The following is a 22,543-nucleotide window of genomic DNA, read 5'->3' on the forward strand; positions in this document are numbered from 1 at the left end:
GCGCTTTGCGCTAATCCGCCCTACGTGTTTCCGCGGCATTGCTGGCTATGACGGCCTGGTTTTACGCTGGTTCGGCGTGCTCTACTAATAATTGCACTTTTGTTACCCCATTGTATTCATTGGCGTCCAGGCGGAAGGCGACTTTGGCCCGTTCGCCCAGCGAGTCGACGTGGCCGAACCAGATGGCGTCGTAGCGCGCGCCGTTCTTTTCGAGCAATAGTTTGAGGTGGCGCTCTTTTAATATGCGCTGGCTGACCACGCGGAATTCGTCGCAGAACACCGGTGGGGCGAAGCCCTGGCCCCACACCTGGCCGGCCATCAGGTCGATGAAGGCGGTGGTGTAATAGGCGTCTTCCAGCGGGCCGTCGGTTTCGACGATGCGTTCCAGTTGCTGCTTGCTCAGCCACGCCCGGCCGACTTCCTCGAAGGCGGCGGCGAAGGCGTCGAAGGCGTCGGCGCGCAGGGTTAGTCCGGCCGCCATCGCGTGGCCGCCGAACTTGTCGATCAGGCTGGGGGCCTTCTTGTAGACCAGGTCGAGCGCGTCGCGCAGGTGGAAGCCGGGGATCGAACGGCCCGACCCCTTGATCCAGCCGTCGGCGCCGGGCGCGAAGGTGATCGTCGGGCGGAAGAATTTTTCCTTTAGCCGCGAGGCGACGATGCCGATCACGCCTTGGTGCCACGATTCGTCGAACACGCAGATGGTGCTGCTGTTGGCCGGCTCGAAGGTGTCGAGGTGCAGCAGCGCCGCGTCCTGCATCTCGGCCTCGATCTCGCGCCGTTTCAGGTTGATCTCGTTGAGCCGCTGCGCCAGTTCCCAGGCGCGGCCCTCGTCGTCGGTGATCAGGCATTCGATCCCGAGCGACATGTCTTCCAGCCGGCCGGCGGCGTTTAGGCGCGGGCCGAGCGCGAAACCGAGGTCGAACGGGCTGGCGGTGCGCGGCTCGCGCCCGGCCACGCGGAACAGCGCGGCCACGCCGGCGTGCATGCGGCCGGCGCGCATGCGCTTGAGCCCTTGCGCCACCAGGATGCGGTTGTTCGGGTCCAGCCGCACCACGTCGGCGACGGTGCCCAGCGCCACCAGGTCGAGCAGGTTGTCCAGCTTGGGCTGCGGCTGCGTCTCGTAGGCGCCGCGCTTGCGGAATTCGGCGCGCAACGCCAGCAGCACGTAGAACACCACGCCGACACCGGCGATATGCTTGCTCGGAAAGCCGCATTCGGGCTGGTTTGGGTTGACGATCACGCGCGCGGCGGGCAGGGTGTCTGCGGGCAGGTGGTGGTCGGTGATCACCACCTCGATGCCGCGCCGGTTGGCCTCGGCCACGCCGTCGATGCTGGCGATGCCGTTGTCCACGGTGATGATGATGTCGGGCCGCTTCTCGCGCGCCGTCAGTTCCACGATCTCCGGCGTCAGGCCGTAGCCGTATTCGAAGCGGTTGGGGACGATGAAGTCGATGTTGGCGCCCATGGCGCGCAGGCCGCGCAGCGCGACCGCGCAGGCGGTGGCGCCGTCGCAGTCGTAGTCGGCCACGATCACCATGCGTTTGCCGGCGGCGATGGCGTCGGCCAGGAAGACGGCGGCGGCGCCGATGTGCAGCAGGCCCGATGGCGGGATCATCGCCGTCAGCTCGCTCGACAAATCCTTGATGTCGGTCAGGCCGCGCGCCGCGTACAGGCGCGCCAGCACCGGATGGATGCCTCCCTGGCGCAGCATTTCGGATTCGCGGTAAGGGCAGGGGCGGGTGGCGATACGGGTCATGTGCGGACGGTGCTCAATAAAGTGTTCAGGTTCTGCTTGCGCCAGAATTTGCGCTGGGCCAGTTTGGTGCTCGAGACGGTCATCCAGCTGTGACGGTGGCTGAGCACCAGGGTGACGCGGTCGACGCGGCCTTCTTTGAGCGCCGCCAGCAGCGGCGCGAACCACTCCTGTTCCAGGCGCTGCATGCGGGCCAGCCAGTCGGCCCAGTCGCCGGTTTGCGCCGATGGAATCAACTCCGCCAGCACCGCGGTGACGGCTCCGCCCTCATTGCCCGCATCGGCGATCAGCCGCGCGGCCTCCGGCGCGCGCCGCCCGGGCGCGGCCAAGGCCTGCATCCATGACGGCGCGCCGGCGCCGGCCACCCATAGCGGCAGCGCCGCCGGGGTCACCGGTCTCGAACCGCCCCACAGCCAGAACGAATTGACCTGTTGCAGGCCGCGTTCATGACGTGCCTCGTTGACCGGGTGTTCATGCCACAGCATCTGGATCTCGTTTTGCAGCTTGCGGTAGTCGCGCGCGCGCTCGCCCTCCGGCACCCAGTCGCTGATGTATTGGGTGGTGGCGGCGTCCGGCGACGCCGTGCGCAGGCCGGACCAGTCGTCCGCGCGGGCGAACCACAGCCCCGGCGTGGCGTACAGCAGCGGCTTGCCCAGTTCCTCGAAGTAGGGGCGGGCCAGCTCGTACAGGCTGCGCGATTCGTCCTCGGTCAGCTGCAGCGCGCGCGGGTCCGACAGCAGCGAGTGGGTGCGCGAGATCTGGATATTGGCCGGCTGGACAACGAACCAGTGGCCGCTGGCCGCCGCAGCCGCCAGCTCCGGACCGCAGCCGCGCATGGCGGCGGTGGCCACGGGCGCGCCGGTGTCCGGATGGTCGGGCGCCGGCGCCAGGCCGATGGCGTGGCTCAGCCACGCCTCGTGCGGCAGCACGCGGCTGTTGTTGTCGAAAGTGTTGGTGTTGGCACCGCCGTGGCGCGAAACCAGCGCCGCCAGGGCGGGTGTTTGCAGGGCGCGGATCAGGTCGCGCGCCATCTCCGGCGGAGGTAGCGCGTAAGGCAGAACAAGGGTGATTTCAGTCATCCCGAGATTGTAGGGCATTGCGGCGGGGACCGAAAAAATCTTTCAAGCAAAATACTGATGGGGTTGTCAAGTTAAAAACACAACATTCCAGAAAGATATTGAAAATAAAATCACTGTCATGGATAAAAATCAATTGTCCAAAATCAAATCTATATGTAATATGAGCAACTTAGATGATTTGTAGGCATCACTTAACGTCCGTGAGTGCCTCCGCGTGCAGCGCTGCTGACCACCTCAACCACGTGGCAGCAGCAGTTCAGCTCCCTCAATTTTTAAAAGAATACGAAGGCTTTACGACATGAGTTCGATCAACCTTGCTACCTCTATTCACATTTGCGAAGACACTGAAGGTACCTACGATGTACGCGACATTCTGACCGCAGCGGGCTATGCGGCAAGCTCATCGCTCAACGTGAGCGCCATGTACGTCGTGCTGCCGGACGGCACCACGTCAACCAAGAACACCCCATTGTTCGGCAAGGTCGATGCCGACACCGTCTACATCCGCCCGGGCCAGTGGCACGCCGACTACAACGGCCAGTTCACCACCATCGAGTTCGTCGTGGACCAGGGCGGCGGCAACACCGTGACCATGACCCTGCAAGTGATCGTCGATCCGGTCAACGACGCGCCCACCGCCGCCAACAAAACCTTCAATCTGGATAACGGCAACGCCGTGGTGCTGTCGCAAGGCGACTTCGGCTTCGTCGACGCGGTCGAGCACGACGCCTTCCAGTCCGTCATCGTCACCTCGCTGCCTACCGCCGGCACATTGCTGCTCAACGGCGTGGCCATCGCCGCCAACACCGAGGTGTCGGCCGCCGACATCGCCGCCGGCAAGCTGGCCTTCGAGCCGAGCCAAAGCACCTCGGGCACCTTCGACATCGGCTTCAAGGTGCGCGACGCTGGCGGCCTGGTCGGCTGCAACGCGGCCGATACCAGCGCCACGCCGAACTACCTGACCTTCAAGGTGCCGCAGGCGCAACTGGGCGATTTCGTCTGGGAAGACAGCAACGCCAACGGCGTGCAGGACGCCGGCGAAGCCGGCCTGGTCGGCGTCAACGTCGAGTTGCGCGATGCCAACGGCAACGTGGTCGCGACCACCACCACCGGCGCCGACGGCAAATACAGCTTCACCGTCGACGCCGGCCAGTACAAGATCGCCGTCACCGCGCCGGCCGGCATGATCGTCACCGGCCAGCACAGCGGCACCGACGCCGCCGTCGACAGCAATATCGACGCCACCGGCCAGAGTGGCCTGATCACGCTTGCCCCGGGTCAGGTCGACAACACCATCGACGCCGGCTTGTACAAGGCCGCCTCGCTGGGCGACCGCGTGTGGCTCGACGCCAACCGCAACGGCGTGCAGGACAGCGGCGAGGCGGGCGTGGCCGGCGTCAAGGTCACCCTGCTCGACGCCGGCGGCAACCCGGCCGCCGCCAGCGCCATCACCGATGCCGACGGCGCCTATAGCTTCACCAACCTCAAGCCGGGCACCTATAGCGTGCAGTTCGACAAGGCCACCTTGCCGGCCAACCACGTCTTCACCGCCGCCGACCAGGGCGCCAGCGACGCGGCCGACTCCGACGCCGACGCCGCCACCGGCATCAGCGCGCAAGTGACCCTGGTCGCCGGCGCCAACAACGCCGACCTCGACGCCGGCGTGGTGGCGGCCCAGGCCAAGTTGGGCGATACCGTGTGGGAAGACATGAATGGCAACGGTGTGCAGGACGGCGGCGAAGCCGGCATCGGCAACGTCACCGTCGAGCTCAAGGACGGTAGCGGCAAGGTGGTGCAAACCACCAGCACCGACGCCGCCGGCCGCTACAACTTCACCGCCGATCCGGGCAGCTACACCGTTTCGGTCAAGGCACCGGCCGGCTACATCTTCACCGGCAACGATGCCGGCGCGGACGACGCCAAGGACAGCGATGTCGACGCCACCGGCCAGAGCGGCACGATCGTGCTGAACGCGGGCGACGTCAACAACACCATTGATGCCGGCCTGTACAAGACCGCCGCCGTGGGCGACCGCGTCTGGCTCGACACCAACAAGAACGGCGTGCAGGACAGCGGCGAAGCCGGCGTCTCCAACGTCAAGGTCAGCCTGTTCGACGCCGACGGCAAGCAGGTCGGCGCCAGCGTGGCCACCGACGTCAACGGAAATTATCAGTTCAGCAACCTCAAGCCTGGCAGCTACAGCGTCGTGTTCGACAAGGCGAGCCTGCCGGAAGGCATGAGCTTCACCGCCGCCAACCAGGGCGGCAACGACGCCGCCGACTCCGACGTCAGCGCCGCCGGCCAGTCGCACACCTTCACCCTGGCTTCGGGCCAGGTCGACAAGACCGTCGACGCCGGCGTCGTCGCCGCCGCCACCATCGGCGACCGCGTCTGGATCGACAACAACGGCAACGGCCTGCAGGACAGCGGCGAAAGCGGCAAATCCGGCGTGGCCGTCGAGCTGCGCGACACCGCCGGCAAGGTCATCAAGACCACCACCACGGACAACGCGGGCAACTACAAGTTCAGCGTCGAGGCGGGCACCTACTCGGTCGCCATCAAGACCCCGACCGGCTACACCGTGACCACGCAGGACGTCGGCGCCAATAACGACATCGATAGCGACGCCAACGCTAGCGGCAACCTCGGCAGCGTGACCGTCACGGCGGGCCAGAACGTCACCAACATGGACGCTGGCATCTACCAGAAGGGCAGCCTCGGCGACAAGGTCTGGTTCGACACCAACGGCGACGGCATCCAGCAAAGCGGCGAAGCCGGCGCCAAGGGCGTGGGCGTGACCTTGTTCAACGAGAAAAACGTTGCAATCGGCACCACCACCACCGACGCCAGTGGCCTGTATTCGTTCAACGACCTCGGTCCGGGCAAGTATTCGGTCAAGTTCGCGGCGGTCGACGGCTATCTGTTCACCAAGCAGAACCAGGGTAGCAACGATGCGGTCGACTCGGACGTCGACGCTACCGGCAAGAGCGGGCAGATCACGCTGGCCTCGGGCGTGAATGACAAGACCAATGACGCCGGCCTGGTCAAGGCCGCCAGCATCGGCGACACCATCTGGGAAGATGCCAACTACAACGGCGTGCAGGACACGGGCGAAAAGGGCGTCGACGGCGTCACGGTCAAACTGTACGACGGCAATAACGTGCTCAAGCAGACCGTGGTCACCGCCAATGGCGGCAAGTACCTGTTCGACGGCCTGCAGGCGGGCGGCTACAAGGTCGAAGTGGTCAAGGCCAACGGCTGGTTCTTCACCAAGGCCGACGCCGGCGACTACACCAAGGATTCGGACGTCACCAGCGTCGTCGGCAACAGCGGTCGCACCGACACGATCAATCTGGCCACCGGCGAGCAGTTGCGCACGGTCGATGCCGGCATCTACCGCAAGGCCAGCATTGGCGACAAGGTCTGGCGCGACAGCAACCACAACGGCGTGCAGGACAGCGGCGAGGAAGGCATCGGCGGCATCACCGTGTCGCTGTTCGACACCGCCAACAACAAGCTGGGCACGGTCAAGACCGACAGCAGCGGCCACTACAAGTTTGGCGATCTGACGCCGGGCAACTATTACCTGGTGTTCGACAAGTCCAATGTCATCTTCAAGAACTACAACATGAACGACTGGAAGTGGGGCGTGAAGAACACCGGCGGCAACGACGCCATCGATTCCGACGTCAACGGCGACATGGTTTCCAAGGTCAACGTCACCAAGACCGACACCATCAACCTGAGCTCGGGCGAGAACGATATGAGCTGGGACGCCGCCATCACGCCGATCGCGATCGATCTGAACGGCGACGGCATCCACACCATCGCCCGCGCCGACATGCAGGGCAGCTTCGACCTGCTGGGCACCGGCAAGGCGATCCAGTCGGGCTGGCTGTCCAAGGGCGACGGCTTCCTGGCCATCGACAGCAACGGCAACGGCAACATCGACAACATCGGCGAACTGTTTGGCGGCACCGGCAAGGGTTCGGGCTTCGCCAAGCTGGCCAGCTACGACAGCAACGGCGACGGCGTGGTCAACGTCTCGGACGCGCAGTTCGGCAGCCTGCTGATCTGGCAAGACGCCAACAGCAACGGCAAGACCGACGCCGGCGAGCTGGTGTCGCTGAAGGCGGCCGGCGTGGCCAGCCTGACCGTTGGCTACACCGAGCTGCCGTTCCTTGACGCCAACAACAACCTGCACCTGGAGCGCAGCAGCGTGACCATGAGCAACGGCAAAACGGCCGACATGACCGACGTCTACTTCAACGTCGCGGCGGCTGATGCTGCGGCGGCAGGTGTGACGCTGCCGACCATGGCCGACCTGATGGCCGATGGCGCGCAGCAGGTTCAACTGGTGGGTCAAAGCCAGCAGTGCCAGGTCGAGTTCGCCTAAGTTTGTATTAATTTCTCCCTAAAGCCGTACAACGACATTTACTTTTATAGAAGAAAAAATATCATGCAAATCAAATTCAACGCCATCAAAGCAGCCATACTCGCCGTCTCCCTGACCCTGTCGGGCGCGGCCCTCGCCAACGAGACCTACAATTCGAACCCTGTCATCGGCGCCGGTGGCCTGGTGGTCAACTTCGGCGGCCAGAACTTCAACGGCACGCCTTTCGTCGGCATTCCGGTGATCGAGCTGACCAATACCGTCAACGCGCAGGACAGCTTCCTGGCATTCTGCATCGAGCCTAACACCGATTTGCAGTCGCACACCGTCTACACCGGCGCCACCGCCAACCTGAAGGACAACGTCAAGGCGCTGTACGAAACCTCGTACGCCAGCGCCATCAAGGACACCGACGGCCAAAAGGCGTTCCAGCTGGCGCTGTGGGAATTGGTCGCCGACGACGGCAACATCTACGACAACGGCGGCTCGCAGTACTTCATCAGTGGTGCCGATTCGAGCGCCGACGCCGCCTTCAAGATGCTGGACCTGGCATCCAAGCACACCGTGCTGAGCAATATGTACGCCTACACCAGCTTCACCGGCACCGGCTCCAACGGTCTGGCGTCGCAACAACTGCTGGGCGTGCAGATGGCCGCGCCGGTGCCGGAAGCGAGCACCTGGGCCATGCTGGGCCTGGGTCTGGGTCTGATCGGCTTCATGGGCCGCCGCAAGTCGGGCCAGGACGAAAAGTTCGCCTGATAGCTTGAGCGCCGCGCCGCCACCCCCTGGCGGCGCGACGATTTGTCGGCGCGTCTACGGCGTTTCACCCATGAAATGCTATTTGTATGGCAAACTTCGGGCTCACTTCAGTTGATCGCCCCGTTAGCCCATGAGTATAGTCAAGAATTTGCCGTTTGAATGGCTGGTCGGCCTGCGCTACACGCGCGCCGGCAAGCGTAGCGGCCGCAACAGTTTCATCTCCTTCATTTCCCTGATTTCGATGGCCGGCATCGGCCTGGGCACGGCCGCGCTGATCGTGGTGCTGTCCGTGATGAACGGCTTCGAAAAGGAAGTGACCACCCGCATGCTGTCGGTGCTGGCGCACGTCGAGGTGTTCGACCTGCGCGGCGCCATGCCGGACTGGGAGCAGCGCGCCCGCCAGGCCGCCGCCAACCCCGAGGTGCGCGCCGCCGCGCCCTTCGTCGAAACCGAGGGCATGCTGATCCGCGATGACATCCTGCGCCCGTCGGTGGTGCGCGGCGTGTTGCCCGAGGCGGAGAAGAACGTTTCCGAGGTCGGCGAGCGCATGCGCGCCGGCAGCCTCGACACGCTCAAACCGGGTCAATTCAATATCGTGCTGGGTGCCGAACTGGCCCGGGCGCTCAAAGTCGAGCTCGGGCAGACGGTGACGCTGGCGCGGGCCCAGGGACCGGGATCGGGCGGCGCCATGCAGCCGCGCGTGCGTTCGCTGACCGTGACCGGCATCTTCGAGGTCGGCCACAACCAGTTCGACTCCGGTCTTGCGCTCATCAATATCAGCGATGCCGAGCAGTTGGCGGGGGTGGCCGCGCCGTCCGGCCTGCGCCTGCGCCTGGCCGATATGCAGCGCGCGCCCGAGGTGGCGCGTCAATTGAAGCAGTCGATGCCGGGCGATTTGTTCATGCGCGACTGGACCAGCGCCAACTCGACCTGGTTCGCCGCCGTGAAAAGCCAGAAGAACATGATGTTCATCATCCTGACCATGATTATCGCGGTCGCGGCCTTCAACCTGGTCGCCACCCTGGTGATGACGGTGACCGACAAGCAAGCCGACATCGCCATCCTGCGCACCCTGGGCGCCTCGCCGGCGTCGATCATGAAGATCTTCATGATCCAGGGCGGGCTGACCGGGGTGCTGGGCACCGGCTTCGGCATCGCGCTGGGTTCGGTGCTGGCGGTCAACGTCCACATCATCGTACCGTTCATCGAGGGCTTGTTCGGGATGCATTTCCTGTCCAAGGACATATATCTGATCAGCTCGGTGCCTTCGGACCTGCGCCTGTCCGATGTCACCAACATCGGAGTGATCTCGGTGCTGCTGGCCTTCGTGGCGACGATCTACCCGAGCTGGCGCGGCGCCCGTGTCAAGCCGGCGCAAGCCTTACGCTACGAGTGAGGCGCGTCGACGGCCGCTGTGTGCCGTGCAGCACGCATGGAACACTCGCATCGATTACCATTTATTATGGCAAACTGCTGACTTTGCCGATTATGTCCGCTGGAACACATGAGTATCATTAAGAATCTACCGTTTGAATGGCTGGTCGGCCTGCGCTACACGCGCGCCGGCAAGCGCAGCGGGCGCAATAGCTTTATCTCGTTTATCTCCCTGATTTCGATGGCCGGCATCGGCCTCGGCGTGGCCGCGCTGATCGTGGTGCTGTCCGTGATGAACGGCTTCCAGAAGGACGTGACCGGTCGCATGCTGTCGGTGCTGGCCCACGTGGAGGTGTTCGACGCACGCGGCTCGATGCCGAACTGGCAGGCCGAAGCGGCCGAGGCGCGCAAGAATCCCGAGGTGATCGGCACCGCGCCGTTCGCCGAGACGCAGGGCATGCTGGTGCGCGACGACATTCTGCGTCCGGCCATCATCCGCGGCGTGCTGCCGGAGCAGGAGCCCAACGTCTCGGACGTCGCCAGGCAGACCCGCAGGGGCAGTTTCAACGCGCTGCAACCGGGCGCCTACAACATCGTGCTCGGGATCGAACTGGCGCGCGCGCTGCGCGTCAACCTGGGCGAGAAAGTGACCCTGGCGCTGGCCCAGGGCCAGGCCACGCCCGCCGGCGTGCTGCCGCGCATGCGCTCTTTCAATGTGGTCGGCATCTTCGAGGCGGGCCACAACGAGTTCGATTCCGCGCTCGCCTTCGTGCACCTGACTGACGCCGAAAAGCTGCTGCGCCTGGACGCGCCGGCCGGTTTGCGTCTGCGCCTGTCCGACATGAACCGCGCCCCGCAAGTGGCGCTGGACCTCAAACGTACGATGTCGGGCGACCTGACCATGCGCGACTGGTCCAAACTCAATGCCAACTGGTTCGCCGCCGTGCAGACCGAAAAGCGCATGATGTTTATCATCCTGACCTTGATCATCGCGGTCGCCGCCTTCAACCTCGTGTCGACGCTGGTGATGACGGTGACCGACAAGCAGGCCGACATCGCCATTCTGCGCACCCTGGGCGCCTCGCCGCGATCGATCATGAAGATATTCATGATCCAGGGGGCGCTGGTCGGCATTCTCGGCACCATTCTGGGCGTGGCCGGCGGTGTGCTGGTGGCGCTCAATATCGACGTCATCGTGCCGTTTATCGAACATTTATTAGGAGTGCAGTTCTTGTCCAAGGATATTTACTACATCAGCGTCGTGCCGTCGGACCTGCGCTGGCCGGACGTCTTCAAGATCGGCGGCGTGGCCGTGGTGCTGGCGTTCGTCGCCACGATCTACCCAAGCTGGTGGGCCGCCCGCGTCAAACCTGCGGAGGCATTGCGCTATGAGTGATCCAATGACCAACTCCACTACCAACCTGGAACCGGTGGTCCTGTCCTGCCGCAATCTGGGCAAGACCTTCACGCAGGGCAGCTACTCGGTCAAGGTGCTGGCCGGGATCGACATCGACGTGCGGCGCGGCGAACGTGTCGCCATCGTCGGCGCCTCCGGCTCCGGCAAATCGACGCTGCTGCATCTGCTGGGCGGCCTCGATACGCCGACCACCGGCAGCGTGACCTTGCTGGGCAAGGACTTCGCCAGCCTGAACGAGTCGGCGCGCGGCGATCTGCGCAACGCTTCGTTGGGCTTTGTCTACCAGTTCCATCACCTGCTGCCGGAGTTCTCCGCGCTGGACAACGTCGGCATGCCGCTGATGATACGGCGTGTCAAACGCAGCGACGCGACCAGCGCCGCGCAGCAAATCCTGGCCCGCGTGAATCTGGCCAAGCGCGTCACCCACGTGCCGGGCGAATTGTCCGGTGGCGAACGTCAGCGCGTGGCGCTGGCGCGCGCGCTGGTCACGCAGCCCGCCTGCGTGCTGGCCGATGAACCGACCGGCAACCTGGATCACGCCACCGCGCAGCAGATTTTCGACCTGATGCTGGAGCTGTCGCGCACCCTGGGCACCGCCTTCGTCATCGTCACCCACGACATAGAACTGGCGCGCCGCTGCGACCGCGTGCTGCGCCTGACCGACGAGGGCTTGAAACCCTACCAGGACTGACATCATGTGGATCGACACCCATTGCCATCTCGATGCGCACGAATTCGGCGGCGAATCCGTCGAACAGGCGCGGAAGGCGAGGGAGCAGGGTGTCGGCATGATCGTGATCCCGGCGGTGGAAACGGCCAATTTTTCCATCGTCGCCGATTTGGCGGCCAGCGTGGACAATGGCTGCTATGCGCTCGGCATCCATCCGATCTATGTTCCGAACGCGCAGGAGGACGACTTGCGCGTGCTGCGCGGACAGGTCGAGGCGGCGCTGGCCGACTCCCGCTTCGTCGCACTGGGCGAGATCGGCCTGGACTTCTTCATCCCCATGTTGACCGAGCCGGCGATGCGCGAGAAGCAGATCTTCTTCTTCCGTGAGCAGCTCAAGATCGCCCGCGACTTCGAGCTGCCGGTGTTGATGCATGTGCGCCGCTCGCAGGACGTGGTGCTCAAGCACGCGCGCCAGATCCGGCCCGCCGGCGGCATCGCGCACGCCTTTAACGGCAGCTTCCAGCAGGCGCAGGGCTATATCGACCTGGGATTCAAGCTCGGTTTCGGCGGCGCCATGACCTTTACGCGCGCCTTGCAGATACGCCGCATGGCGGCCGAGCTGCCACTGGAGGCGATCGTGCTGGAGACCGACGCGCCGGACATTTCGCCCAGCTGGATCCACCCGGGGCGCAACAGCCCCGATCAAATCCCCAGAATCGGCGCCGTGCTGGCCGAGCTGCGCGGCATTAGCGTGGAGGAGGTCGCGTTGGCGACCACGGCCAATGCCAAGGCGGCGTTGTCGCGGATGATAGTTTCTTAAGTGATAATTGACTTTGTGACATTTGGATAGAATTATTGATGAGTTGACAGTGCATAATCGCCAATATTTGCCTGTAACAACCCACGGAAATCCATATGAAACCAGACGTTCGCCTCGCCGCCGCCCTCCTGTTCATCCCCGCGATGTGCTTCGCCGATACCAGCACGGTGTCCGAGCGCCAGATTGACGTGCCCAAGTGCAATACTCCTGCGGCCAAGGTCGTCTTCACCGAATTCAAATGCAAATCCGCCGACTGCTCGTCGGGCGCCGGCCAGCAGGACCCGCGCCAGTACCGTTGGTGGGAGCGTTCGGGCACTGTGGCGCAGCCTAGTTACACGGGCGTGGGCACCGGCATGACCGAAATGCTTGCCACCGCGCTGACGCAGACCGGCTGCTTCGACGTGCAGGAGCGCGCCGAAATGGAAGAGATCAACAAGGAGCTGGCGCTGATCGGCAAAAAGGTCGAAGCCGAAGCGGCCGATTACATGATCACCGGCTCGATCACGTCGCTGGGCTTCGAGCAAAGCTCGACCGGCCTGGGTGGCTTGAGCTTCCTCAAGGGCCCGCTGAGCATGCTGGCCGGCGCGGTCGACTACAAGAAGTCCAAGGTCCACATGAACATGGACATTCGCGTGGTGGACGTGCGCCGCGCCAAGATCATCGCCTCCAAGACCTTCCAGGCCAACAACGAGAAGACCGGCTTCGGCATCTCCGCAATGGGGTGGGGCGGCGGCACCGGGCTGGGTGGCAATCACGCCAGCATCAGCGGCTCGCCGCTGGAAGAGGTGGCGCGCGACCTGCTGGTGAAATCGACGTCGTTCCTGACCGAGACCATCGCCGCGAAGAACATCGCTGAGCGCATCGCGGTGAAGGCAACTGACGTTTCGCCGAAATAAGCGTCACATTTTCTTCGGCCCGTATCGAGCGCCGGCAGGGTTGTTCCTGCCGGCGTTTTTGTTTGCCTACAGAATTTCTTACATTGATGCGAATCAAAGACTGGATCGCTGACTTCGATAGTCCTCGGAAGCTTGCATAGTATCGCTGTGTCGGTCGGACGGACTGGCCGAACGCTCTGATGCGAGGGCGACGCACTGGCGGAGTGGCGATGCGATTGGCGATAATCGGCTTTGCGGCGGGGGCGGCCTTCTTGCAAACGCAAGCGGTGCTGCCTGACGTCCCGGTCATCGCTTGGGCTGTCGGGTTTTTGTCAATCTGGCTGGCGTTGTGGCAGATGGCGGTCAAGCGCAAATTTCCTACCAATAGGGGAGTCCGCAATCAGACTTTGCGCGCGATGCACGCTTTACTGGTTGGCGCGATTGTCGGCTTCTATTGGGCTGCCTGGCTGGCGCACGGGGCGCTGTCATCGCAGCTGGCGAGCGCGGATGAGGGGCGGGATTTTACGGTCATTGGCATCGTGGATAACTTACCCTATCGTTTCGCGCAGGGCGTGCGCTTCAATTTCGCCGTGGAGCGCGTGCTGGATGGGCGGGGCGGGGCGCGAACGACCATGCCCGGGCCGCCTCCGGTCCCGCCGCGCATCGCGCTGTCCTGGTACGCAGGCTTTCGCGACCAGATCACGGAAGTCGGGAACGTGCAGCCGGGCGAACGCTGGCAACTGACGGTTCGTCTCCAGCGGCCCCACGGCAACGCCAACGAATATGGCTTCGACTACGAAGCCTGGTTGCTGGAGCAGGGCGTACGCGCGACCGGTTACGTGCGGCCGAACAATGCCAACCAGCGCCTGGACAGCTTTGTCTTCAGTGCCCGCAACGTCATCGAGCATTGCCGGGCCGCGCTGCGGGCGCGCATTGTGGCGGCGCTACCGGACAAGCCTTATGTCGGTGTGATCGTCGCATTGGTCGTCGGCGATCAGCGCGGGATCGATCAGTCGGATTGGAAGGTCTTCACCAATACCGGTATCGGTCATCTGGTCAGCATCAGCGGATTGCACATCACCATGGTGGCGGGGTTGTTCGCGCTGATCGCCTTCACGTTGTGGCGGCATTCGTTTTTCACGCGCGCGCAATTGCCGTTGATGATGCCGGCGCAAAAAGTCGCGGCGCTGGTCGGCGCGACGGTCGCGTTGTTCTATGTGCTGCTGGCCGGCTTCGGCGTACCGGCGCAGCGTACTCTGTATATGCTGATCGTGGTCGCCGTCGCGCTGTGGCTGAACCGGATCGCCAGCGTTTCGCATGTGCTGTGCACAGCGCTCGGCGTTGTGGTGCTGCTTGACCCGTGGGCTGTGCTATGGCCGGGATTTTGGCTGTCCTTTGGCGCGGTGGCCGTCATCCTGTATTCCACAGTCGGCCGTACCACGCTGCGGCCAGCCCGGCTAGCCGCCGGCGTCGACGATCCACCGCAGAACGCCCAGCCCGCGTTGACGATTGGTGATCGATGCTGGCAGGCCTTGCGCGTCGGCGTCCACACCCAGTACGCCGTCACGCTTGGACTCGTGCCGCTGACGATGCTGCTGTTTGCGCAGGTGTCCGTCATCAGTCCGTTGGCGAACGCGGTGGCGATTCCGTTGATTAGTCTTGTCGTCACGCCGCTGGCGCTGGTGGGCAGCATGCTGCCGATGTCATTGGCAGCCTGGGTCCTCGGTTTGGCGCATCTGCTGGTCGAGTGGCTGACTATTTGCCTGCAATGGTTCAGCGGCCTGCGTTACGCGGTCTGGCGCGCACCGACTCCGCCTCTGTGGCTGTTTTGTTGGGCGATGTTCGGCACTCTGTGGCTTCTCGCGCCACGCGGGTGGCCGGCGCGCTGGCTTGGCTTGGCGACGTGGATACCGCTGCTGGCGGCCGAGCCATCGCACCCGGAACCCGGTCGCATGACCGTGACCGCTTTCGATGTGGGGCAGGGCATGGCGTTGCTGATTGAAACCAGCCATCACCGTCTGCTTTATGATACCGGCCCAAGCTACGGCCCCGAGATCAACGCCGGCAGCCGTGTCATCCTGCCGTATTTGCGGGCGCGCGGCATCGCGGCGCTGGACGGCATGATCGTCAGTCATAGCGACGCCGATCACTCTGGAGGTGCCTTGTCCGTGCTCGATGGCTTGCCGGTCGGTTGGGTGCTGGGGTCTCTTTTGCCAGATCATCCGATAGCTGCTGCGGCCAGGCACCACGTGCAATGCGCCGCCGGACAGGCGTGGACCTGGGACGGCGTGCGCTTCGAGATACTGCATCCACTCGCCGTCAGCTATGCGGACTTGACTCTTAAACCCAATGCGCGCGGGTGTACCTTGAAGATTACCGCCGGTGGCAAGTCGATGCTGCTCGCTGGCGATATAGAGGCCTTGCAAGAGTCGCAACTTGTGTCGCGCGACCGGGAGCGGCTGCGTGCCGATGTTTTGCTGGTTCCGCACCATGGCAGTGGCACCAGTTCGACGCTGGATTTTTTGAAGGCTGTGGGGCCGCAGGCGGCTGTCTTTCAGGTGGGGTATCGCAATCGTTATCAACATCCTAAAAGGGAAGTCTATGATCGCTATGGCGATTTGGGGATTCAGCGTCTGCGCACCGATCAATCAGGGGCGTTGACCATAGACTTTGGCCAGACGATCTGGATTGCGGGATATCGCGATGTGCATGCACGCTATTGGTACGGCCGGTGATTTTCGTCGAGCCGCCGACGGCGCGTAGATGGGTTCCTGATGTCGTGGCCGGGATTGGAGGCGCTGAATTAGAGCCTTCCTACCAGCCGCTTGTGGGAACTGCCGTTACAATTGGTCGACAATAACCATACGGAGACCGCTTGTGAGCAAGCCCAAGCTGCATTTCGCCCATGCCAACAGCTATCCGGCGGGCGTTTACCGCCAGTTCTTCGAGAGCCTGAGCGACCAGTTCGAGATTCAGGCGCTGGATATGCACGCGCATAATCCCAATTATCCCGTCACCGACTGCTGGCCGCATCTTGTGGACGAATACATCGCCGAACTGACCGCGCGTTACTCCGAACCCGTGATCCTGGTGGGGCATTCCCTGGGCGGCATGCTTAGTTTACTGGTCGCCCATGCGCGGCCGGACCTCGTGCGCTGCGTCGTCATGCTCGATGCGCCGGTGGTCGCGGGCTGGCGCGCGCTGGTCTGGCGCACCATCAAACTGGTTGGCAAGGCGTACGACGTTCCGCCGGCTAAATTCTCCAAGCGCCGCCGGAATGTGTGGCCGAGCGCCGCCGCCGCGTATGAGCACTTCGCCAGCAAGGATATCTTCGCCGCTTGGGCGCCGGGCGTGCTGACCGATTACATCGACAACGGCCTGAAGCCGCACCCGGAAGGGGTTCAGTTGCGCTACACGCGGGAGATCGAGACGGCGGTCTACGCCACCTTGCCCCATCATCTGCCGAAAATCGTGCGCGGGCGCTTTCCGGTGCCCATCGGCTTCATCGGCGGCACCGATTCGTGGGAAACCAGCCAATCTGGCCATGAACATACGCAAGCACTGGTGGGCAGCCACTTCCGGCTGATCCCCGGTGGCCATCTGTTCCCGATGGAGACGCCGGTTGCGGCGGCCGGGGCCACAGCCGATATGATCGCCGGTCTGCTGGACGAACAATCCATCGCCGGCGGCGCTAAAAAAGTTCTTAAATACGGGGCTTTCGCGTAAAATCTCGTCCATTCGGCGCGGTAGCGCCCCCCCGACAATTTTAGGAATACCTTGCGATGACGATTAAAAGCGATAAATGGATACGCCGCATGGCGGAGCAGCATGGGATGATCGAGCCGTTCTTCCCGGACCAGGTGCGCGAGCAGGATGGCCGCAAAGTCATCTCCTACGGAACCTCGTCGTATGGCTACGATATCCGCTGCGCCGACGAATTCAAGATCTTCACGAACATTAACAGCACCATCGTCGATCCGAAGAACTTCGATTCGAACTCCTTCGTCGACGTCAAGAGCGATGTCTGCATCATTCCGCCGAATTCCTTCGCGCTGGCCCGCACGATGGAGTACTTCCGTATTCCACGCAGCGTGCTGACCGTCTGCCTGGGTAAATCGACCTACGCGCGTTGCGGCATCATCGTCAACGTAACGCCGTTCGAGCCGGAATGGGAAGGCTATGTGACGCTGGAATTCTCCAACACCACGCCGCTGCCAGCGAAAATCTACGCCGGCGAGGGCTGCGCCCAGGTGCTGTTCTTCGAGAGCGATGAGGTGTGCGAGGTGTCGTACAAGGACCGCAACGGTAAATATCAGGGTCAGCGTGGCGTGACTTTGCCGAAAGCCTAAGGGCGCTCGATCACGTAATGAAATCAATAATCTTTTGCACGAGCTATATCCGGGACGCCGACGCATGGGAGACTCGGTATAAGCGCTGGCTCGATTATTATCAGGATTTCCCGCTTGATGTGGTCAAACGGCTCATGATCGACGACGGGTCGCCGTACCTGCCGCCGGCCGACGTCATCAAAACGGTTTCCAATACCGCTCCCCTGGCATCGTTAGATGACAAGAATTTAATCATTCGATTCGACGATAACCTGGGGCGGCAGAGTATCAAGGACTATCCCGGCTGGTGGCGCAGCTTTCTCCACTCGGTGGAGGTGGCCAGGGAGCTGGGTGTCGATAAAATCATCCACATCGAGTCGGATGCGTATATCTTGAGTCCACGCCTGCGCGATTTCATCGATCAGACCAGCACCGGCTGGCACGTTCTGTGGACGCAGCATAACAATTTTCCTGAAACGGCGATCCAGGTGATTTGCCGCGATCAGTTCGAGATTTTCGAAGACTTCAAACAGAAGAATCCGACCTTGCATTTCCCCGATATGGCCGAGCATATGCTGCCGTTTACGGCGGTGAATAAGGAATTCAAGGGCGACCGCTATAGTGAGCTCAAGCGAAATCGCGGTATATTCAAATCGAAGAAATTCAATTTTCTTCCGATTTTCAAGTGGGACTTCTTTAACGTACAAGTTCCGGAGGACGCGGACTTCGTGACGCAAGGCGTTATCAGCCAGCATCTGGAATACCGGCGCCGCGCATAAGCCGTTTTACAGCTTCACCGGCAGTATCATCTCCACACACAAGCCACCACCCGCACGGTTGGTGGCTTTTATACTTCCGCCGTGCGCTTCGATCACGTGCTGGGCGATCGCCAGACCCAGGCCGTGGCCTTCGGTGCCGGCGTTGGCGGACCGGAAGAAGGGCTGGAAGATGGTTTCCAGGTCGGCCGGCGCCACGCCCGGTCCCCGATCCAGCACGCGTATGCATAGCTGGCGCGCCTCGGGCAGGGCGCGCACTTGCAGCTGCACCTCGCCACCTTCGGCGCTGTGTTTGATGGCGTTGCGGACCACGTTCTCGATTGCGCGCCCCAGCAAATCGGCCTGCCCGACCACCAGCACATCGGCATCGCCTTCGCGCACCACCGTGCGTTGCTGGCTGGCCGCCTCGTAACTGGCGTCGTCGGCGATTTGCTCCAGCAGATCGGCCATGCTGATCTCTTCCTGGCTGGCCTTGATCGCGCCGGCCTCCAGGCGCGCCAACGTCAGCAGCTCGCCCACCAGTTTGTCCATGCGGACGCTCTCGCGCTCGATGCGCTCCATCGAGGCGGCGATCTTGTCCGGCTGCTGGTGCGCCAGGCCGATGGCCGCCTGCAGCCGCGCCAGCGGCGAGCGCAGTTCGTGCGACACGTCGTGCAGCAGGCGCGTTTGGCCGTCGATCAGATTGCGCAGGCGCGCTGTCATGCGGTCAAAGTCGCGACCGAGATCGTTCAGTTCCGTAAGGCTTTTGCCGGATGCGCTGACGAAACGCGGCGCCAGATCGCCGCCTGCGGCGGCATCGAATGCCGCCCGCAAGGCGCGGATCGGCCGCGAGAAGTACCACGCCAGGATCACCGAGAACAGCAGGCTGGCGAAAATCGCCGCGACGATCGGTATCCACGGCGTGAGCGGCTGGAATCGTGGACCCATCGGCCCGCGCGGGCCCTGCATGCCCGGCGCGCCGTTGGCGCCATTGCCACCCTGCGCCTGGCCGGGAGGCTGACCGCCGGGGGGCGCGCCGTCTGGCGGCGGATCGCCGGGACCACCGGGCCGATTTGGATCGAACCGGCCGTCGAAACCGCCGGCCATGCGCCGGTCCTCCAACAGCATCTGCTGGTTTTTCAAGCCGGCGAGTAGTTGCCGCGATTCGCTGTCGAAGCCGCGCTGGCGCTCGGCCCACGGTAGGAACAGCATATAGCGATTGCCTTGCGGATCGTACACCTGGCGCACCACGCGGCGTTTGCCGTCGTCCTTGAGCAAGGCGCGCGACTCGCGCAGCATGGCGGGGCTGACGACACGGCCCAGCATTTCGCGGCCTTCGTCGTCGACCGCGTAAACACGCCGCCTGTCCATATTTTCGAGCATGCGCCGCAGGGCGTTGGTGCCGCCGTATTCCAAGGTGGCGGCGGCGGCGTTGATGGCGATTTCCGCCGGCGGGCTGGTGTCGATGTCGGCCGGCGCGGTCTTTTGCTGGCTGCGGTCCTTGAGCCAGATGCCGCCGAGGACGCCCACGGTCGCAGTCATCTGTGCCAGCAGTATGCACACGAAAAACTTCCAGAACAGACGGCCCACAGGCTACTCCTTGATCAGTTGGTAGCCAAGGCGGTAGACGGTTTGCAGGCAGGAGCGGCCGTCGGCGATGGTGCCGAGTTTGTGGCGCAGGCTGCTCAGGTGGACATCGATATTGCGGTCGAAGCGGGCCAGCGGGCGGCCCAGGCCTTGTTCGGACAGGGTGTTCTTGCTGACCGGCCGTCCGGCGTTGCGGGCCAGGACCTCCAGCAGATTGAATTCGGTGCTGGTCAGTTCCAGCTTGGCGCCGGCCCAGGCGGCGCGGCGCTGCTCCGGCCACATGGTGAGCTGGCCGACGTTGAGGGCGGCCGGCGTGCCGTTGTCGGTCGGCGCGCTTTGCGCCCGGCGCAGGATGGCGCGGATGCGGGCCGTCAGTTCGCGCGGCGTGCAGGGTTTGGTGACGTAGTCGTCGGCGCCCAGCTCGAGGCCGACGATGCGGTCGGTGTCGTCGCCGCGGCCGGTGAGCATCAGGATCGGCAACTGGCTGTTGGTGCGGATGCGGCGCAGCGTCTCCAGGCCATTCATGCGCGGCATCATGACGTCGAGGATGGCGATGGAGTACGTGCCGGTGGCCGCTTCCGCGGTGCCGGCTTCGCCGTCGTGCACGGCTTTGACGTCGAAGCCTTCCTGCTCCAGATACTCCTGGAACATGCCCACCAGCTCGATGTCGTCGTCGATCAACAGTACTTTGCTCTTCATTGCCGCGCAATTCTTTGTATAAGGATCATCAATCATACCAGCGGGAGAGTTCCCGCCAGTCTACTTTTACGTCGATTTACAACGGCTTGCAGGGGTGCAATTCCGACGACAAAACCGGTTTTACGCCGATTTACGTTGTCCTTACGCTACTTAACATACGGCAACTAGAGAATGGCGTCTTCCAGTCGAGAAAGGATGGATTTGCATGAAAACCAACAAACTGAATGTACAAAAGCTGTTGCTGGCCATGGCGGTGGCGCTGCCCTTGTTCGCCGTGACCGGCGCCAGCGGCGCCAACGAGATGGACGATCATTCTCCGGGCATGCCGCCGGGCGGCGCCGCTCCCGACGGCGGTCCGCGCATGCATGGCGGCATGCCGCCGTTCGGTGCGCCGGTCATGGTCGGGCGCCCGCTGCTTTTGCGCGGCGTCGAGCTCAGCGAGGCGCAGGACGACAAAGTCTTCGCGATCCTGCATGAGGAACAGCCGTATCTGCGCGAGCAGGGCAAGGCGGCGGCCAAGGCGCAGGAAGCGCTGCGCGAGCTCGCCGCCGCCGACAAGTACGACGACGCCAAAGCGGCATCGCTGGCGCAGGCGGCCGCTACCGCCATGGCCAATATCTCGCTGCAGCGTACGCGCACCGAGCAAAAGCTGTTGGCGGTGCTCACGCCCGAGCAGCGCAAACAGCTGGATGCGGACAGGGACGGCAAGGGCAAGCCGCGCCGTTCGCGTTCCTAGATCTAACTGCAGCACCACCGAACCACCCCGGCCAGCGCGGGGTGGCGGTTCAATCACTAAGAAAGGGGAGCAAGCATGGAACATCATGACGATAGCGAACACAGCCTGGCGGCCGATCTGGCCGCAATGCTCAATCTGAACAGCGACCGTCGACAGACGTTGCGCTGGCTGTTGGCGGGCGCTTCGGCGCTGCCGATCATGGGTTGCGGCGGCGGGGACAGCGCCACCGGTACCACCAGCACCACCACGACGACGCCAGCCACCACGACCACCACCACTACAACGACGCCCACCACCGCCGGCTCGTGCTCGGTGATACCGGAGGAAACCGGCGGCCCGTATCCGGCCGACGGCACCAACAGCAATTCGAGCGGCGTGGTCAATGTGCTGACGCAATCGGGCGTCGTGCGCAGCGACATCCGCAGCAGCTTCAATGGCGCCACCGGCGTGGCGGCCGGCGTGCCGCTGACCATCAAGCTGCAGATCGTCAACACCAACGGCAGTTGCGCATCGCTCGAGGGTTTCGCGGTGTATCTGTGGCACTGCGACCGCGACGGTAATTATTCGTTGTATTCGAGTGGGGTGACGGCGCAAAACTATCTGCGCGGCGTGCAGGCGACGGATAGCAGCGGCAATGTGTCGTTCACCACGATCTTCCCCGGCTGCTATTCGGGGCGCGTGCCGCATGTGCACTTCGAGGTGTACCGGTCGTTGTCGGCGGCGACCAGCGCGGCCAACCGCATCAAGACGTCGCAATTCAGCTTCCCGGTGGCGACTTGCAATGAGGTGTACGCCACCACCGGCTACAGCGCGAGTGTGCGCAATATGGCCGCGATCAGCCTGGCGACCGACAACGTGTTTAGTGATGGATACTCGCTGCAGATGACCACGGTGACGGGCAATGCCACCGATGGTTATGTGGCGACGTTGACGGTGGGGGTGGCCGGTTAAGGCGGAGGTATCGTGGAGGCACGTAGGGCGGATTAGGCGGAACGCCGTAATCCGCCATCTTCGAGCCGCCGGCGGCGCACGCAAATGGCGGATTACGCTACGCTAATCCGCCCTACGTGTCTCCAGAATGAATCAGCCTTTAGCGGCCGCCCAAAGCGTCGCGAATCTTTTGGTCGGTCTTGTACTGGCTGAGCGCATACACCGCCCAGATCGCCGCTGGCAGCCAGCCGATCACGGTGATTTGCAGGATCAGGCAGATGATGCCGGCGAACGGACGGCCGATCGTGAAGAAGGTCAGCCACGGAAGGATCAGGGCAATAAGAAGGCGCATGTGTGTCTTGTCTCTC

The 22,543-nt window shown here is 63.4% G+C and carries 18 protein-coding genes; 13 read left to right on the forward strand and 5 right to left on the reverse strand.

What is annotated here, in order from left to right; translation table 11 throughout:
• Positions 1-61: 61 nt before the first annotated feature.
• Both recJ and AC07P1_RS29260 read right to left on the reverse strand, forming a co-directional pair.
• Positions 62-1,756 carry a single-stranded-DNA-specific exonuclease RecJ gene (recJ, locus tag AC07P1_RS29255; protein ID WP_494699142.1) on the reverse strand — a complete coding sequence of 565 codons (1,695 nt, stop codon included), beginning with the start codon at positions 1,754-1,756 and terminating at the stop codon, positions 62-64.
• On the reverse strand, positions 1,753-2,832 hold the full coding sequence (locus tag AC07P1_RS29260) for a hypothetical protein (protein WP_494699143.1): 1,080 nt from the start codon (positions 2,830-2,832) through the stop codon (positions 1,753-1,755). Before AC07P1_RS29260 ends, recJ begins: the two co-directional genes overlap by 4 nt.
• 421 nt (positions 2,833-3,253) lie before the next feature.
• Here AC07P1_RS29260 and AC07P1_RS29265 point away from each other — a divergent pair, with 421 nt between their 5' ends.
• The 11 genes from AC07P1_RS29265 (at position 3,254) to AC07P1_RS29315 (ending at position 18,247) form a co-directional block, all read left to right on the forward strand.
• A complete protein-coding gene (locus AC07P1_RS29265) occupies positions 3,254-7,228 on the forward strand; it encodes an SdrD B-like domain-containing protein (RefSeq protein WP_494699144.1) in 3,975 nt (1,324 codons plus the stop codon).
• A 63-nt stretch (positions 7,229-7,291) separates the two neighbouring features.
• Positions 7,292-7,984 carry a PEP-CTERM sorting domain-containing protein gene (locus AC07P1_RS29270; RefSeq protein WP_494699145.1) on the forward strand — a complete coding sequence of 231 codons (693 nt, stop codon included), beginning with the start codon at positions 7,292-7,294 and terminating at the stop codon, positions 7,982-7,984.
• Positions 7,985-8,114: 130 nt separating this feature from the next.
• On the forward strand, positions 8,115-9,380 hold the full coding sequence (locus tag AC07P1_RS29275; RefSeq protein WP_494699146.1) for a lipoprotein-releasing ABC transporter permease subunit: 1,266 nt from the start codon (positions 8,115-8,117) through the stop codon (positions 9,378-9,380).
• A gap of 108 nt (positions 9,381-9,488) precedes the next feature.
• Positions 9,489-10,754 carry a lipoprotein-releasing ABC transporter permease subunit gene (locus AC07P1_RS29280; protein ID WP_494699147.1) on the forward strand — a complete coding sequence of 422 codons (1,266 nt, stop codon included), beginning with the start codon at positions 9,489-9,491 and terminating at the stop codon, positions 10,752-10,754.
• 4 nt (positions 10,755-10,758) lie between these two features.
• The gene (gene lolD / locus AC07P1_RS29285; protein ID WP_315218063.1) at positions 10,759-11,466 is read left to right on the forward strand and encodes a lipoprotein-releasing ABC transporter ATP-binding protein LolD; all 708 of its coding nucleotides are present in this window, start codon (positions 10,759-10,761) and stop codon (positions 11,464-11,466) included.
• A gap of 4 nt (positions 11,467-11,470) precedes the next feature.
• A complete protein-coding gene (locus tag AC07P1_RS29290) occupies positions 11,471-12,265 on the forward strand; it encodes a TatD family hydrolase (protein WP_494699148.1) in 795 nt (264 codons plus the stop codon).
• 95 nt (positions 12,266-12,360) lie between these two features.
• On the forward strand, positions 12,361-13,161 hold the full coding sequence (locus tag AC07P1_RS29295) for a CsgG/HfaB family protein (protein WP_494699149.1): 801 nt from the start codon (positions 12,361-12,363) through the stop codon (positions 13,159-13,161).
• Between the two features lie 209 nt (positions 13,162-13,370).
• The gene (locus tag AC07P1_RS29300) at positions 13,371-15,875 is read left to right on the forward strand and encodes a DNA internalization-related competence protein ComEC/Rec2 (protein WP_494699150.1); all 2,505 of its coding nucleotides are present in this window, start codon (positions 13,371-13,373) and stop codon (positions 15,873-15,875) included.
• 142 nt (positions 15,876-16,017) lie between these two features.
• Positions 16,018-16,866, forward strand: a complete 849-nt coding sequence (locus AC07P1_RS29305; RefSeq protein WP_494699151.1) for an alpha/beta fold hydrolase — start codon at positions 16,018-16,020, stop codon at positions 16,864-16,866.
• A gap of 56 nt (positions 16,867-16,922) precedes the next feature.
• Complete coding sequence (dcd, locus tag AC07P1_RS29310) at positions 16,923-17,489, forward strand: dCTP deaminase (RefSeq protein WP_090319479.1); 567 nt, start codon at positions 16,923-16,925, stop codon at positions 17,487-17,489.
• Positions 17,490-17,506: 17 nt separating this feature from the next.
• Positions 17,507-18,247: a hypothetical protein gene (locus tag AC07P1_RS29315; RefSeq protein ID WP_494699152.1), complete on the forward strand. Its 741-nt coding sequence runs from the start codon at positions 17,507-17,509 to the stop codon at positions 18,245-18,247.
• 6 nt (positions 18,248-18,253) lie between these two features.
• On the opposite strand, the gene AC07P1_RS29320 is transcribed toward AC07P1_RS29315, so the two are convergent.
• Together AC07P1_RS29320 and AC07P1_RS29325 are read right to left on the reverse strand one after the other, a co-directional pair.
• Positions 18,254-19,813 (reverse strand): sensor histidine kinase, encoded by a 1,560-nt coding sequence (locus tag AC07P1_RS29320; protein WP_494699153.1) that lies wholly within the window; start codon positions 19,811-19,813, stop codon positions 18,254-18,256.
• A 3-nt stretch (positions 19,814-19,816) separates the two neighbouring features.
• A complete protein-coding gene (locus tag AC07P1_RS29325; protein ID WP_494699154.1) occupies positions 19,817-20,509 on the reverse strand; it encodes a response regulator in 693 nt (230 codons plus the stop codon).
• 205 nt (positions 20,510-20,714) lie between these two features.
• On the opposite strand from AC07P1_RS29325, the gene AC07P1_RS29330 reads away from it, so the two are divergent.
• Positions 20,715-21,245, forward strand: coding sequence for a Spy/CpxP family protein refolding chaperone (locus tag AC07P1_RS29330; protein WP_494699155.1), 531 nt, complete (start codon positions 20,715-20,717; stop codon positions 21,243-21,245).
• A 75-nt stretch (positions 21,246-21,320) separates the two neighbouring features.
• Positions 21,321-22,196: an intradiol ring-cleavage dioxygenase gene (locus AC07P1_RS29335; protein ID WP_494699156.1), complete on the forward strand. Its 876-nt coding sequence runs from the start codon at positions 21,321-21,323 to the stop codon at positions 22,194-22,196.
• 139 nt (positions 22,197-22,335) lie between these two features.
• On the opposite strand, the gene AC07P1_RS29340 is transcribed toward AC07P1_RS29335, so the two are convergent.
• The gene (locus tag AC07P1_RS29340) at positions 22,336-22,527 is read right to left on the reverse strand and encodes a YqaE/Pmp3 family membrane protein (RefSeq protein WP_315396496.1); all 192 of its coding nucleotides are present in this window, start codon (positions 22,525-22,527) and stop codon (positions 22,336-22,338) included.
• Between the last annotated feature and the right edge of the window lie 16 nt (positions 22,528-22,543).

Source organism: Duganella sp. GW821-FHT07F09, assembly GCF_059418705.1.

What these genes read in the sequence shown, in the direction of transcription:
- AC07P1_RS29290 (WP_494699148.1), top strand. Translation starts at nt 11,471, where the DNA reads ATGTGGATCGACACCCATTGCCATCTCGATGCGCACGAATTCGGCGGC.
- AC07P1_RS29325 (WP_494699154.1), bottom strand. Translation starts at nt 20,509, where the DNA reads ATGAAGAGCAAAGTACTGTTGATCGACGACGACATCGAGCTGGTGGGC.
- AC07P1_RS29280 (WP_494699147.1), top strand. Translation starts at nt 9,489, where the DNA reads ATGAGTATCATTAAGAATCTACCGTTTGAATGGCTGGTCGGCCTGCGC.
- AC07P1_RS29300 (WP_494699150.1), top strand. Translation starts at nt 13,371, where the DNA reads ATGCGATTGGCGATAATCGGCTTTGCGGCGGGGGCGGCCTTCTTGCAA.
- AC07P1_RS29335 (WP_494699156.1), top strand. Translation starts at nt 21,321, where the DNA reads ATGGAACATCATGACGATAGCGAACACAGCCTGGCGGCCGATCTGGCC.
- AC07P1_RS29265 (WP_494699144.1), top strand. Translation starts at nt 3,254, where the DNA reads ATGTACGTCGTGCTGCCGGACGGCACCACGTCAACCAAGAACACCCCA.
- recJ (WP_494699142.1), bottom strand. Translation starts at nt 1,756, where the DNA reads ATGACCCGTATCGCCACCCGCCCCTGCCCTTACCGCGAATCCGAAATG.
- AC07P1_RS29340 (WP_315396496.1), bottom strand. Translation starts at nt 22,527, where the DNA reads ATGCGCCTTCTTATTGCCCTGATCCTTCCGTGGCTGACCTTCTTCACG.
- lolD (WP_315218063.1), top strand. Translation starts at nt 10,759, where the DNA reads ATGACCAACTCCACTACCAACCTGGAACCGGTGGTCCTGTCCTGCCGC.
- AC07P1_RS29295 (WP_494699149.1), top strand. Translation starts at nt 12,361, where the DNA reads ATGAAACCAGACGTTCGCCTCGCCGCCGCCCTCCTGTTCATCCCCGCG.
- dcd (WP_090319479.1), top strand. Translation starts at nt 16,923, where the DNA reads ATGACGATTAAAAGCGATAAATGGATACGCCGCATGGCGGAGCAGCAT.
- AC07P1_RS29330 (WP_494699155.1), top strand. Translation starts at nt 20,715, where the DNA reads ATGAAAACCAACAAACTGAATGTACAAAAGCTGTTGCTGGCCATGGCG.
- AC07P1_RS29275 (WP_494699146.1), top strand. Translation starts at nt 8,115, where the DNA reads ATGAGTATAGTCAAGAATTTGCCGTTTGAATGGCTGGTCGGCCTGCGC.
- AC07P1_RS29260 (WP_494699143.1), bottom strand. Translation starts at nt 2,832, where the DNA reads ATGACTGAAATCACCCTTGTTCTGCCTTACGCGCTACCTCCGCCGGAG.
- AC07P1_RS29270 (WP_494699145.1), top strand. Translation starts at nt 7,292, where the DNA reads ATGCAAATCAAATTCAACGCCATCAAAGCAGCCATACTCGCCGTCTCC.
- AC07P1_RS29315 (WP_494699152.1), top strand. Translation starts at nt 17,507, where the DNA reads ATGAAATCAATAATCTTTTGCACGAGCTATATCCGGGACGCCGACGCA.